This is a genomic window from Hymenobacter aerilatus, from assembly GCF_022921095.1.
GTDB classification, from domain to species: domain Bacteria; phylum Bacteroidota; class Bacteroidia; order Cytophagales; family Hymenobacteraceae; genus Hymenobacter; species Hymenobacter aerilatus.
The window spans coordinates 4,906,769-4,920,458 of sequence record NZ_CP095053.1; the positions used below are offsets into that span (position 1 = coordinate 4,906,769).

8 protein-coding genes are annotated in these 13,690 nt (G+C 58.0%); 4 read left to right on the forward strand and 4 right to left on the reverse strand.

The window, feature by feature from the left end; genetic code table 11:
* Positions 1–15: 15 nt before the first annotated feature.
* Complete coding sequence (locus tag MUN82_RS20475) at positions 16–2,268, reverse strand: amylo-alpha-1,6-glucosidase (RefSeq protein ID WP_245093432.1); 2,253 nt, start codon at positions 2,266–2,268, stop codon at positions 16–18.
* Between the two features lie 370 nt (positions 2,269–2,638).
* On the opposite strand from MUN82_RS20475, the gene MUN82_RS20480 reads away from it, so the two are divergent.
* Entirely contained in the window at positions 2,639–5,380 is a 2,742-nt protein-coding gene (locus MUN82_RS20480; RefSeq protein WP_245093434.1) for a hybrid sensor histidine kinase/response regulator, read from the forward strand.
* Between the two features lie 96 nt (positions 5,381–5,476).
* Here the strand turns inward: MUN82_RS20480 and MUN82_RS20485 are convergent, their stop codons facing one another.
* Both MUN82_RS20485 and MUN82_RS20490 read right to left on the reverse strand, forming a co-directional pair.
* Positions 5,477–6,514, reverse strand: a complete 1,038-nt coding sequence (locus MUN82_RS20485) for a phytase (RefSeq protein WP_311136411.1) — start codon at positions 6,512–6,514, stop codon at positions 5,477–5,479.
* Positions 6,515–6,666: 152 nt separating this feature from the next.
* The gene (locus MUN82_RS20490; RefSeq protein ID WP_245093436.1) at positions 6,667–9,438 is read right to left on the reverse strand and encodes a TonB-dependent receptor; all 2,772 of its coding nucleotides are present in this window, start codon (positions 9,436–9,438) and stop codon (positions 6,667–6,669) included.
* A gap of 329 nt (positions 9,439–9,767) precedes the next feature.
* On the opposite strand from MUN82_RS20490, the gene MUN82_RS20495 reads away from it, so the two are divergent.
* The 3 genes from MUN82_RS20495 (at position 9,768) to MUN82_RS20505 (ending at position 12,992) form a co-directional block, all read left to right on the forward strand.
* Entirely contained in the window at positions 9,768–10,328 is a 561-nt protein-coding gene (locus MUN82_RS20495; RefSeq protein ID WP_245093438.1) for a Riean_0653 family protein, read from the forward strand.
* Positions 10,329–10,525: 197 nt separating this feature from the next.
* Complete coding sequence (gene uvrB, locus MUN82_RS20500) at positions 10,526–12,562, forward strand: excinuclease ABC subunit UvrB (protein ID WP_245093440.1); 2,037 nt, start codon at positions 10,526–10,528, stop codon at positions 12,560–12,562.
* A gap of 70 nt (positions 12,563–12,632) precedes the next feature.
* Complete coding sequence (locus tag MUN82_RS20505) at positions 12,633–12,992, forward strand: hypothetical protein (protein ID WP_245093442.1); 360 nt, start codon at positions 12,633–12,635, stop codon at positions 12,990–12,992.
* Here the strand turns inward: MUN82_RS20505 and MUN82_RS20510 are convergent.
* Complete coding sequence (locus MUN82_RS20510; protein ID WP_245093444.1) at positions 12,989–13,576, reverse strand: HD domain-containing protein; 588 nt, start codon at positions 13,574–13,576, stop codon at positions 12,989–12,991. The two genes, MUN82_RS20505 and MUN82_RS20510, sit on opposite strands and share 4 nt — an antisense overlap.
* Between the last annotated feature and the right edge of the window lie 114 nt (positions 13,577–13,690).

Sequence of the window (13,690 nt, forward strand, 5' to 3'; positions counted from 1 at the left end):
TAATCTGATAGAATATCAATAACTGATGGCCTGCTTATGGTAGGTGCTAAGGCTTTTCAGATCAGGTTGCAGGTAGGGCACGGCAAAATGCGTGTCGGCAAAAAACGCCTGCTGCTGTTGCAGCTGGGCTTGTAGGGTAGGGCTGATAGTGTGCGAGAACCGCCGGATGGTTTTACCTTGTTGGTCGGCTAGGGCTATTTCGAGCGTTGCGCCCGTGTGGCGCACTTGCAGCGTGGCACCCGCGGGTAGTGGCATTGTCACCTCCTCAAAACCGGGCAGCGAAAACCGGAGGGTAGGCGTTACGCCTACTGCCTGCACGGAGTACGTGCTGATGGCGCCGATTTGGTAGTGCGCGCGCAGCTGCCCCGCGCCCACCGCCACGGCAAAGGCTACATCTGTTAGTGCTGAGGGTAGGCGCGGTTGCACCACCACTTCGTTGCGCAGCATATCGGGCCGTATGCCCAGGAAATATTGGTACCACACGCGTAGCTGCTCGGCGTTGGACCAGGCCTGCAAAAACGCACCCGAAGGCTTGCCTCGCGTATGGCCGGGACGGGGTAGGGCATCGGCATTTTCGCTGAGGCTACCCACGGCGCCCTCGGCCAGCGCTTGGTGGTTCATATGCGCAAACAACTGGTAGGCAATGTCAGGCTGGTTTTCTTCCAGCATCCGCTGCATGGCCATGCCGTTGTTCCAGAGCCAGACAGTACCATTGTGATAGGCCGCATCTTTGTGGTAGTAGTGCCAGTTTTCGTGGTAGGGGTGAAAGTCGGGGTCATGCTGGCTGAGCGAGGCCACGCCCCAGGGGTACACCAGTTCCTGCCACACCAGCTTGGTGAGTTGCATCCGGCACTCGGGGTCGGGCACCAGGGGGTAGGCGTAGAGCTGATTGGGGCGCAGCTGAAAGTCGCGCTGGCCGGCGCTGGTGAGGCGGTCGGCCATGTAGGGATGCTCGGCATCAAAGAAATCCTGCGGAAACTGCTGCTGTACCTGGGCCGCCACGGCGCGCCACTGCCGGGCGTTGGCGTCGTCGTGCAGATAGTCAGCCAGTTGCGCGCTAGCCAGCAGCTGCTCGTACCACAGCGCCTGCACGTCGTTGGCACGGTTGCCGCGGGGCGAAAGCGGCGTGACATTCTTTATTTTGGCATCCATCCACGTATCGGCATCGTCGTGGGTGAGGTAGCCGTGGGCGTCTACCCAGTATTTCAGAGCGCCTTCGGCGGCGCGCTTCACGGCCGGGTAAAATTCCCGAATAGCGGCCGTATCGCCGGAGTAGCGCAGGTAGTCCAGCATCTCCAGCACGAAACGCGGCGTGCCGTCGGTGGTATTATAGATGATGGCATCGGGGCGGGCGCGGTTGGGCACGCGGCCGTAGTCTTTTGAGGTAGGGTCCTGATTTTGCAACTCGGCAAACGACAGTAAAATCTTCTTTGCCGTATCGAACTGCCCCGTTACGAGGCAGGCGCCGGGTAGGGAAATGAACAGGTCGCGGCCCCAATAGTCGTTGAACCACGGTAGCCCCGCGTAGATGCCCCAGCCCTGTTGCTTGGTGACTAGCTCATCGGTAGTCAGCAGCAGCCAAGGTAGGGCCTTGTCGAGCTGTGGACTGTTGCTGGTAAAGGGATTAGTGCTGGCTACCAGCGTGTTCATGCGTTGCTTGCGTTGCTGTAGCCACGCCGCGTGGTGTTCCCGAAATTGCTCCAGCAGTGCCAGCACGTTTTCCTTGGCGTGGCCATACACCAGCACAAACCCACCGCTGGCGGCCGGTACGGTCAGGGCATCGTCTTGCACAGAGGTAGGTACGGGGAACCAGGGGGCTACCAGGAGGCGGTGGGTAGGCGCCTCTTTGGGAATCAGCCACAAACCATCGGGAGTGGCCGTGTCAGGCGTCGTCAGGTCGCCAACGGGGCGCCAAGTGAGCTGGTTTCCCTGCGCGCTTGTAAGGCGTAGGCTTACTACGGGCTGATTATCATACAAATACAGTTCTTCCTGGGCCGCGGCGAAAGTACGTTGCAGCTTATAGGGGTACACCTGTGCGCGGGCCGTCTGGCGGTCCAGCAGGGCACCATCAACCTGCACTGCATAGTCGTGCAATACGCGGTGGGTAGCAATGTTCCAGCCGGCGTGCCAGGCCGATTGCTCGTTGGCGTGGGTAGTGGCGTAGTAGTAGCCCGATTGCTTATCAGTAAACGAGAAAGCCCGGTTTTCAGCAGGTGGCACGTCGAGGGCGAGCTGATCTAGGAACGCGGTAGAGGTAGCATGCGGCATGCGGAGGAGGAGCAGGTAGTTTATGCCAAAATCAGTGATACGAGAACAAAGAGGAGCGGTGTTCTGGCAAAAAAGCACAGAACAGGAAAAGCGCAGACATAGCTGCCCCGTGACTTGGGAGCAAATGCGCTAAAAGTCGGCACCAGCTGGAACCGGCGCCCTACCTGTGGTCAAGACCACCAGCAACCCAATAGTAGTATGCGCGTCTATGAATAAGCCAAACGATATATTGTGCTACTAAATAAGATAATAATTATAGAAGGATAGAGGTAATAGTGTGATAAGTAATATTTTGTGATTTGTGTAATGTCTTATTTATAGTTTGAGATATGTGTACATTTGCTGCTAAGTCTTTTATATTTTATACTTTATGACCATTGCTTCTGAGCATTTTGCAGGCCCTGCGGGCACATCCGTTGCACCAGAAAGCGAACAGCTATGGCGCGGGTGGGCCGAAAAATATATTGCAGAGCTGGAGCAGGCCGTAGCAGCGGCACAAACGCAGCTACGGCAGCAGGAGGCTCGTTTTCAGGCGTTGCTGGATGTAGTGCCGGGTCCCGCAGTAGTGGTAGCAGCTAGCGGCGAGGTAGTAATGGCCAATGAACACGGTAGCGCGCTCCTGGCGCCAGCACCAAAGCAAGTGCCTGAGCCGCTGAGCCGCCTGATGGAGGCAACTGCGCATCCAGCTTCGTATCCAGTAACGCTAGCCGATAACCAGTACGAGGCCGTAATCCAACCGGCCGGCTCCGAAACAGTGCTGTACCTGCACGATACCACCGCCCTACGTAGCGCCGAGGCTGCCTTGGTTGCGCAACAGGAGCAGTATGAGACCATCCTGCACGAGCTGCCCGTAGAAATTGCGGTGTTTGATGCGGCGCATCGCTATACCTTCGTCAACGCAGCCTCAATAAAGAACCCGGAGCTGCGGACCTGGCTTATCGGGCAGGACGATTTTGCGTACTGCGCGCACCGCCAGCGGCCTCAGGAGTTGGCCGTGCGTCGGCGCGCGCGTTTCGATCATGTGGTGCAGACGCGTACAGCGGCCATGTGGGAGGAGCAAGAGCCAATGGGAGAGCAAATGATGCATATTCAACGGCATTACCGCCCTGTGTTTGCTCCCGATGGTGCGTTGCGTATGGTGGTGGGCATGGCTATAAACGTAACCGAACGGCGCCAGATGGAAGAGCGGTTGGTGGAGCAGCGCACCTTCTACGAGTTTGTGCTAGACCATTTGCCTACCGATGTGGGCGTGTTTGACAATCAGTTTCGCTATCGGTTTGTGAATGCTCGCGGTATTAAAGACTCGGAAACGCGCAAGTGGGTGATTGGCAAAGACAATTTTGCCTATTTCCAGCGTACCGGGCGGCCCGAGTCGATGGCCCGTGAGCGGCAGGCGCAGCTGGAAGAAGCGGCCCGCACCGGCGAACTGGTCACCTACGAAGAAACCTTCACGCGGCCCGACGGCGACCGGCACCTGTTGCGCTGCCTGCAGCCCGTGTTTCACCCCGATGGTTCCCTGCACCTGATCTTGGGCTACGGGCTGGATGTAACGGAGCGCGTAGCCACGGAGCGTGCCCTGCGCCACGCCAAAATCACGGCCGAGTCGGCGGTGCGGGCGCGGGAGCTGTTTCTGGCCAACATGAGCCACGAGATTCGCACGCCCATGAACGCCATTCTGGGCATGAGCCAACTGCTGGCCAAAACGCCGCTCACGCCCATTCAGAGCAGTTATCAGGAGGCCATTACCACTTCGGCCGAAAACCTGCTCGTCATTATTAATGATATCCTGGACCTCTCGAAGCTGGAAGCGGGCAAGATGGCGCTGGAGCAAGTGGGCTTTGCGCCTACCCTGCTGCTGGACCAGGTAGAGCAGACCTTGCGCTACAAGGCCGCCGAAAAAGGCCTACGCCTGCGCACCGAGCTAGACGAGCGCCTACCCGCAGTATTGCTCGGCGACCCATACCGCATCACGCAGGTATTGCTCAATCTGGCCGGCAACGCTATTAAGTTCACGGAGCGCGGGGAGGTGGTAGTGGCCTGCGAGGTAGTAACTGCCTCGTCTGCCGCCGCTGGCCCAGTCATACAGTTTCGGGTGACGGATACGGGGGTGGGCATCGAGCCGGAGTTCCTGGCGCGTATCTTCCAGGAGTTCAGCCAAGAAGACGCCTCCGTAACGCGTAAGTTTGGCGGCACCGGGCTGGGCCTCTCCATCTGCCGCAATCTGGTGAAGCTGATGGGTGGCGATGTGCAGGTGCGCAGCCAGAAAAACCAGGGCACAGTGGTGGAGTTTACCTTGAGCCTACCCGTAGGCTCTGCCTCCGACCTGTTACCCCAAACCATCCTGCCCGAAGACAGCGCCATCCGGCAGAACCTGCGCTACAAGCACGTGCTGTTGGTAGAAGACAACCGCTTCAACCGCCAGATTGCCCGCACCTTCCTGCAGCAAGCCCAAGTGCAGGTAACCGAGGCCGAAAACGGCGAGCAGGCTGTGGAACTGGCCCAAGCCCAGCCTTTCGACCTGATTCTGATGGACATTCAGATGCCGGTGCTGGATGGCTACGCGGCCACGGCAGCGCTGCGTCATGAGTTACAGGTTACGACCCCCATCATTGCCCTCACGGCTAATGCCATTAAAGGGGAGCGGGAAAAATGTCTGGCGGCCGGCATGAATGGCTACCTGGCCAAGCCCTTCCAGGAAACGGCGCTGCTGCAGGTGGTGAGCGAGTGGATGGCCCCACACCACGCGGCCCCTATCCCGGTGCCCGCGCCGCCCCTGTTCCGGGTAGACGAGCTGTTGAAAATCGGGCAGGGCGACCAGGAGTTTGTGCGTTTTATGTTGGAAACCTTCCTGGAAAGCAGCGAGGAAATCTTGCTGGAGCTGACGCAAGGCTTGCAGGAAGGCAACCTGACCCGCCTGAAAACCGCCGCTCATACCCTCAAGCCCGGCCTTACCCATCTCTGCGTGGAGCACCTAATACCGCCTGTGGCCGAGCTGGACCAATGGCAGGCAGACTTCCAGCGCGACGCCCTTACGGCGCTGATACTAGCCATTGCCCCGCCCCTACGCGAAGTGATGGACCAAATGCGTGCCTACCTGACTATGCCGGAGTAGTTACGAGTGGTGAAGTTGTGAAGAAGTGAGCATAGCAAAACGGCTGTCATCCTGCGCGTAGCGCAGGATGACAGCCGTTTTGCTATGCTCACTTCTTCACAACTTCAACTCCTTCCCGGCTACGTCTTCCCAGCGGTAGTAATGAAAGTAGCGTCCTTCCGACATCACTACAAACAAGCCCTTTGGAAACTGGGCGTTCAGCGGAACGCTCGTTACGTCGGAACCGTCGCTGTGTAGGGCTTCTACCTTGATAACTTTGACGAGCTCGTGCGAGTGGTCTTTTCCTTCTTCGCGACGGTAAATGTGAAACTGGTTGGCGCCTTGGTCTGATACCAGAATGTAGCCTTTCTTCTTGCTGGTTTTGTAGATGCTGATGCCCTCGTGGTCGTCGGTGAAGCCTTGGGTAGCAAACAGGCTGAGCTGTTCGTCGCCGCGAGCGGGGTCGGCGTAGTACTGGCGCACGCCCACACCTTCGTCGGAGTAGTAGATGTAGCCCAGCTCATTGTCTACGGCAATGGCCTCGACTTCCTTACGGCCGCTATAGGTGCCAAACTTGCGCACCAGCGTCATTTTCACGTGGCCCGTGCCATCGTCTTCTAGCCGGTACTGCCAGAGGTAGCCGGTGGTAGGGCCATCCTTGCGACCCACAATCGCAAACATGGCCTTATCGGAAGGTCGGGTGTAGAGGGCAATACCCATAGGCAGGTTGTGCGCCTCACCCGCGAAGACGGGTAGGCCGCCGTTGTCTACCGGCTGCATGTCGGGTAGGCGGAAGATGCGCAGACGCTGCTGCTCGCGCTCCGTCGTCACGGCAATATCGGTAGGCTGGCCGCCGAGGGGTAGGCCATAGGCTATGTCTACGTTGTTGGGGCGCTGCAAACCGTGCACAGTGCGACCGGGTACTTCCTTGCCCTGCAAATCAAACACGTAGAGGCCACCATCAGAATTTTTATCGGTGCCGATAATCAGGCTTTGCGCAGGGTCTTTCGGGTTGATCCAGATGGCCGGATCGTCGGTGTCGTGCCGTACGGGGTCCGTAACGATAGTAGGCTTAAGGGTAGGACCCGTAGCCACGCCGGGCGTAGCGGAAGGTAGGGTAGCACGCTGGCAGCCAGCGGCAAGCAGTAAAAGCACCGCACAGGCGCGGGGGAAGCAAGAAAAAAACATTCGAAACGCGATAAGCTGGCTGCCGAGGGCACAACCAAAAAGTAAGAAAGCGAACAAATGCATAGCGGCCCCGCTTCCGGCGCTGGTGGCGTCGGGAACGGGGCCGCTATGGTAAAAGACTACAAGTCGAACTTCAGACCAGCATTGAAGCGGGCATTGTAGTACTCGCTTTGCACCGTACGGTTGCGGTTGCCCTGGTAGTAGCGCAGGGGCTGGTTGGTGAGGTTGTTGGCTTCCACAAACAACCGCAACTTGGGCGTGAAGGCATAGCCGGCGTTGGCATCCAGCTGGAGCTGGTGGTCGAGGTAGCGGAAGGCCGTGCTGCCGTCGGAAAGCGTAACCGACGCCTCGTCGGGGTCGACGAAGCCGCTGTGCCGGTTTACGGACACGCGCAGTGTCAGGCGCTTGCTCTCGTAGGAAAGCGACGTGTTCCAGTTATGCTTGGCGGTGCCGGGTAGGGAGGTGCGCTCAGCTAGGCCATTGGCGCGGGAGCTCGTGAAGGTATAGTTAGCATACACGCCCAGCCCACGCAGCACGCCGGGTAGGAAATCGAGCTGACGCTGGATGGCTACTTCAGCTCCGCGCAAGGTAGCTGAGTTGCCGTTGAGCGGCCGGTTGTAACGCAGAAACGTGTTGCCGGTGACAGGGTCGGTGTAGTTCAGCTCCGTGGTGGTGAACACGAAATTGCTGATGTCCTTATAAAATACGCCGCCCGAAATCAACCCCACCGACGTGAAGTAGTGCTCGGCCATCAGGTCGAAGTTGGTGGAGGTAGTAGCTTTCAGATCGGGGTTACCCTCGGTCAGCTCGTTGGTCGAGGCATCGACGGTGCGGGTAGGGGCCAGCGCAGCGTAGTCGGGGCGGGCCAGCGAGTTGGTGTAAGCTGCCCGCAGAATGGTGTTGTCGGTCAGGTTATACTTCAAGTGCAACGCGGGCAGGAAGTTGGTGTAGCTATTCACGCCCGTAGCATTGGTAGTAGGTCCTTCACCAGTGGCATCGGCCGGAATGGTAGCCTGGTAGCGAATGTAGGTGTGCTCTACTCGCAGGCCAGCAATGGCCGAAAACCGAGCGCCCAACTGTTGATTCAGCATGGCGTAACCACCCGAAATCCGCTCATCAGCCCGGAAGCTGGCCGAGAGGTTGTCGTAGGTATTGTCCTCATAAGTGGCGTTGAACTGCTGCTGGAAAGCTGGTAGCGCCGAGTTTTGGGCAGCCGGACCTATCCGGTAGCGCGTATTGCCGCCGTTGGCGAGGAAATGATTATCGGAGAAATCGGCGGTTGGAATGGAATTCCAGGTCACGTCTTCCTCCGTCACCAGCTCGCCCCGGCGCTGGGCTACTTCCTTGTGCTTGTCGCGGTAGCGGCCGCCTACCTTCAGGCTGTTCATGAACGGACCCTCGGTTTGGAGGGGTAGGAGCAAGTCGATGCGGCCGTTCAGGTCGCGCTCGTGGGTGTTGTCGTTGCGCAACTGGTAGCGGCGGAAGGGGATAGTGGTATAGTTGAGGGGCGCTGCTGGCTCCACAACGGGGTGCTCCTCGTCTATCGTATTGGGGCGCAGTGAGATGTTGCCCGTCCGGAAGCTGATGTAGCTTTCCTGGGGACGGTTCTCAGAGGCGTAGGCGTAGGTGCCGGCCCAGGTGAGGCGGGCGCGGCTGGCAATCAGGTGCTCACCCGAAAGCGTGTTGCTGAAGGTTTTCTGACGCTCCAGGCGGGCATTGTGCTTGCCGTTACCACCTTTGGTTTCAATTTCGTAGCGGCCACGCGTCAGGCCGTTGCTACCCGGCACACCCAGGCCGGAGTAGGTAGCGCGGTAGCGGTTCTCAAAGTCGTCGCGCACATTGTAGAGGCTGCGCAGGGTAAGGGTAGAGTTGGGCGACAAGCGGTAGTCCACCGACACCGAGCCGCTGCGCCGGATGCGCTGCACGTCGTACTTGCGGATTTCAAACTGCGTGAGGTAGTCCCGCTCGCCTTCGGCCCGGTCCCAGGCAGCCTCCACGTTGTCGGAACCGAAGCGGTGGTTGAAGTAGGAGCCGCTGGCTATAATGCCCAGCTTGCCATCCAGGAAGCGGTTGCCAACTACTAGCGAGCCCAGGTAGGGCACCTTCTCTGATAAGAAATTGTAGCCCGCACCCGCTGTGCCCGAGATGCGCAGGCCGTTGGGCGCGGCGCGCGTCACTAAGTTGGCGGTGCCGCCAATGGCATCGGCGTCCATGTCGGGCGTCAGGGTCTTGCTTACTTCAATGGCCTGCACCATGTCCGACGGAATCAGGTCGAGCTGCACGCTGCGGGTACCGCCTTCGGCCGAGGGTAGCCGCTCGCCATTTACCGTTACGGAGTTGAAGCGCGGCTCCGTACCCCGAATCAGGCCGAAGCGGGCCTCGCCCTGGTCGTTGAGCACTGTGATGCCGGGCACGCGCTTGAGGGCGTCGCCCACGTTGGCATCGGGGAAACGGCCAATCTGGTCGGCGGCTACCACGTTGGTGATGTTGGCGTTGGTGCGCTGCTCATTCAGCGCTTTGGCCTGGCCTTGCAGGCGGGCACCTAGTACCTGCACCTCGCCCATTTGGTTGGTGCCCGCGCTCAGCTCGATGGGTAGGGTAGCGGTAGTGCGGTCAGTCACCGTCACGGTAGTCGAAAACTCCTGGTAGCCGAGGTAGGAAACCATTACCTGGTGGGTGCCCACGGGTACATCGGCTAGCAAGTAGGCGCCGTCCTCATCCGATACGGCACCGCGGCCCAGCTCCGGCAGCCGCACCGAAGCGCCCGGCAACGACAGGCGGGTACCATCCAGCACCTTGCCTCGAATGGCACCCGTTTGGGCCAGCAGCACCGGCGATAGAAATAGTGTTAAGAAGCTCAATAAGAGCAGTCGGCGTAGAAAATAGGGCATATACCAGTCGAAAAATGAAGATTCGATGAAATCGACTGCAAAGCTCTTGGCGGTATATTGCCTCAGTTTGTTGGGATTATTACGCTTGTGTTAAGAGTGGTTGGGTTAGAAGGGTAGGAGGTCTGTCATCCTGAGCAGAGCGAAGGACCTTATCACGCATGAACAATGCAATTGAGTATGATCCTTTCAAAGGCTTGTGCCAATTCATTACCTTGCTCTATACCTATAAACAGCTTGTGGCTGGCTTACGCTAATTTGTAGCACGTTGCCCTAGCGGAACATTTCGATTTAAACAGATCAGTTTTATTATTCTAACTCTACCTATTTCAATGAAAACTGTATTGTGTGCGGGTGCCATTGTGCTATGTCTGCTCACCGGCTGCGAGAAAGACCCATTTAATCGATTACCAAACGCGACCCAGAAGGGCAAGAATACCGCGGGCTTCTTGCTGGAAGGTGAAGCTTGGTTGCCAGAGGGCAAGTTCCTGACGTCAACCAGAAATCCTGTGAGCGGCTTTTGGCGTAAAACTCCTCGCGGGTCAAGTCTGGGGCTTTCTTTTTTGCAAGTCAACAGCGCGAAAGCAAGATTTTCGGGGGTTGATATTTATCTTGTCGGTATTCGACAGCCCGGTACCTACTCGTTGCAGCAGGAACCTGATATTAATTTAGGAGAGCGTCGGCAAGGGTATGCTTCCTTCTTTATCAGTCAGCCTGCTCCTTCTATTCAATACTACACCGGCCCGACAGCCCCCGGCACCGTAACCATCACGCGCCTCGATACCATCAATCGTATTGCCTCAGGTACGTTCGACCTGACGCTGCTGGAAGATGGCGGCACGCGCACAGTACGCATTACCAAAGGCCGCTTCGATGTACGCTTAGCAGATTAGCCGACCGGTATCGTGGCACGAGCTTCATGCTGACGCTACCCTCTACTGGCACCAGGGGCAGCACGATACCGGTTGGACGCCTGCGGCGTCGGACCGGCATGCGTCAGCTTCACCTCGATTATTTAGCTTCCCAGGAAACCTCCCCGCGGCAAATCCGGTTATCATAGGCTACCTTTTCGGCCTACTTTCCCCGCTGCATGAACTACCAACTTACCTCGGAATTCAAGCCGACCGGCGACCAACCCACCGCCATTGCCCAACTCGTGGAGGGCATCAACAACGGCGAGCCGGCGCAGGTGCTGCTGGGCGCCACCGGTACGGGTAAAACCTTCACGATGGCCAACGTTATTGCCGAAACCGGCAAGCCAGCTCTCGTGCTCTGCCACAACAAAACCCTGGCTGCCCAGCTCTACGGCGAGTTCAAAACGTTCTTCCCCAACAACGCCGTCGAGTACTACATCAGCTACTACGACTACTACCAGCCGGAGGCCTACATTGCCAGCACCGACGTGTTTATCGAGAAAGACCTAGCCATCAACCAGGAAATCGAGAAGCTGCGGCTGCACTGCACCTCCACGCTGCTCTCGGGCCGCCGCGACGTGATTGTGGTGGCGTCGGTGTCGTGTATCTACGGTATCGGTAATCCCGAGGAGTTTGGCAAAAACGTCATTTATATGGCGCCGGGGCTGAAATTCTCACGCAACAATCTGCTCTACCAGTTCGTGCAGATTCTGTATTCGCGCACCGAGGCCGAATTCACGCGCGGTTCGTTTCGGGTGAAGGGCGATACCGTAGACGTGTTCCCAGCCTACGCCGACTACGCCTACCGCATCTTCTTCTTTGGGGATGAAATCGAGGCTATTCACCGCATCGACCCCATTAGCGGCAAGAAGTTGGCTGACGAGAAATCGGCGACGCTCTACCCCGCCAACCTGTTTGTGACGGGCAAAGACACGCTGAATGAGGCTATCAAGCAAATTCAGTTTGACTTGGTGCAGCAACATGCCTACTTCGAGAAGGAGGGTAGGGACTCGGAAGCCAAGCGCATTATGGAGCGCACGGAGTTCGACCTAGAGATGATTCGGGAGCTGGGCTACTGCTCCGGCATCGAGAACTACTCGCGCTATTTTGATGGTCGCCAGCCCGGCAGCCGCCCCTTCTGCCTGCTCGATTACTTCCCCGACGATTTCCTCCTGGTGGTAGACGAAAGCCATGCCACCATGCCTCAGATTCGGGCCATGTGGGGTGGCGACCGGAGCCGTAAGACTGCTCTCATCGAGTATGGCTTCCGCCTACCCTCGGCCTTCGACAACCGCCCGCTCACGTTCAACGAGTTCGAGAGCATGTACCGGCAGGCCGTGTTCGTATCGGCCACGCCGGCCGACTACGAGCTGGCCCAGGCCGACGGCGTGGTAGTGGAGCAAATCATCCGCCCTACCGGTCTGCTCGATCCCGAAATCGACATTCGCCCCAGCATCAACCAGATAGACGATCTGCTGGACGAAGTGGACGAGCGCGTGAAGATGGGCGACCGGGTGCTGGTAACGACCCTCACGAAGCGCATGGCCGAGGAGCTGCAAAAGTACATGGAGCGCCTGGGCATCAAGTCGCAGTACGTGCACTCCGATGTGAAGTCGCTGGACCGGGTAGAGATTCTGCGGCAATTGCGCTTGGGCGAAATCGACGTGCTCATCGGCGTGAACCTGCTACGTGAAGGTCTTGACCTTCCCGAAGTGAGCTTGGTGGCCATCTTGGATGCCGATAAAGAAGGCTTCTTGCGCGACCAGCGCAGCCTGATTCAGACCATGGGCCGCGCTGCCCGTAACGACCACGGTAAAGTTATCATGTACGCCGACCGCATGACCGGCTCCATGCAGCGCGCCATCGACGAAACCAACCGCCGCCGCGCCACCCAGATGGCCTATAACGAGGAGCACGGCATCACGCCGCGCACCGTGAAGAAGTCACGCGAGGCTATTATGGGCCAGACCTCCGTAGCCGACTACCGCATTGCAGAGCCCAAAGCCTACGTAGGCCCCAGCGAGGAAAGCGCCCTGGCTCTGGCTGCCGAGCCCATCGTGTCGATGATGAACCGCACCGATCTGGAAAAGCTCATCAAAACCACCGAAAAGCAAATGGAAGCCGCCGCCAAAGAATTAGACTTCCTGCAAGCTGCCAAGTTCCGCGACGAGCTGTCCCAGCTCAAGCAACTATTGAAAAACAAGCGGGAGTAGCGAAGTATTGGATTACTATAGTAGCAGAGCCACCTATCTTGGTGGCTCTGTTTATTTTTATCAATACAAGATGATGAATATCCTAAAACGCACGGCCGGAATCCTTGGGCTACTAGTGCTACTATCCTCTTCTGCTGCCGTTGCCCAAACACGATTCCACTTTATGCAGATGACGGTGGCAGGGCGCATTCCCTTCCGAATTTACTTTGCGCCAGCCTTCAAAGGTCAGGCAGGAGTAGAACTGGAACGAGGTTTTCTCACGTTGTCGCAAGACAAATTTGCGGATCGTCTACAGCGGAACGATAGTTTTGTGATGCAAAAGCTCGGGGAGCTTTCAGCCGACGGTTGGGAACTAGTAACGACAACCAGCCAGACCGGTGGAAAAGACGAGACGGACTACGTGCGCTACCTCTTTCGGAAGGCATATTAAGCGTTGAGCACTGCTCGTGCCGCGGTCAAATGCGCCTGCTTGCCGGCTTCGCGGCGTTGTAGGGCCGTGCGTGTCCAGTAGCGGTGCTCACTCAAGAACGTCACTTGCAGTTCCTGCCAGGCGCGTAGGTCCTGCATTTTGCCGCGGGCTTGTAGCTCTTGCAGCAAGGTATTGCTAATGGGTAGAAAATCGGGGCGGCCGAGGTAGTCGAGGTCGGCGTCGCAGAGGATTTGGGCCAGGTGCGAGTCGCCGGGGTTCTGGGGCATCTGGGTAGCCATAATTAGGCGGCAAATATGCCCAATCTGATCAGCGGTGTAGCCCATACTGGGTAGCGCTTGGCGGGCCAAGTCGCAGCCAGCTTCCTCGTGGCCTTGGTAGGTGGTCAGGAAGCCCGTATCATGAAAAAACGCAGCCGTGCGTAGTAGAGCCCGCTCCTGCACGTCGACGACTCCCTCGGCGTCGGCTAGCGACTCGGCTTGGGCTACCACGTCTAGGGTGTGGTGCAGGCCGTGGTAGTAGAGGGTAGGGGAGAGATGCTGCAACTGGTGCAGCACGTAAGTTTCGGCGCGTTGGCAGTCCATCATAAGTCGGCAAGCGAAAAAGAAGCAAGCGTAAGTACAGGAAAATTACGCTGTCAGCCACTTTATGCTCCTATCTTGCGGAGGAGTATCAGTGGTGAGGTACGAGTTCTAGAGAAT

Coding starts and splice junctions, on each gene's coding strand:
- MUN82_RS20505 (WP_245093442.1), top strand. CDS start 12,633: ATGATGAATATCCTAAAACGCACGGCCGGAATCCTTGGGCTACTAGTG.
- MUN82_RS20475 (WP_245093432.1), bottom strand. CDS start 2,268: ATGCCGCATGCTACCTCTACCGCGTTCCTAGATCAGCTCGCCCTCGAC.
- uvrB (WP_245093440.1), top strand. CDS start 10,526: ATGAACTACCAACTTACCTCGGAATTCAAGCCGACCGGCGACCAACCC.
- MUN82_RS20480 (WP_245093434.1), top strand. CDS start 2,639: ATGACCATTGCTTCTGAGCATTTTGCAGGCCCTGCGGGCACATCCGTT.
- MUN82_RS20495 (WP_245093438.1), top strand. CDS start 9,768: ATGAAAACTGTATTGTGTGCGGGTGCCATTGTGCTATGTCTGCTCACC.
- MUN82_RS20490 (WP_245093436.1), bottom strand. CDS start 9,438: ATGCCCTATTTTCTACGCCGACTGCTCTTATTGAGCTTCTTAACACTA.
- MUN82_RS20510 (WP_245093444.1), bottom strand. CDS start 13,576: ATGATGGACTGCCAACGCGCCGAAACTTACGTGCTGCACCAGTTGCAG.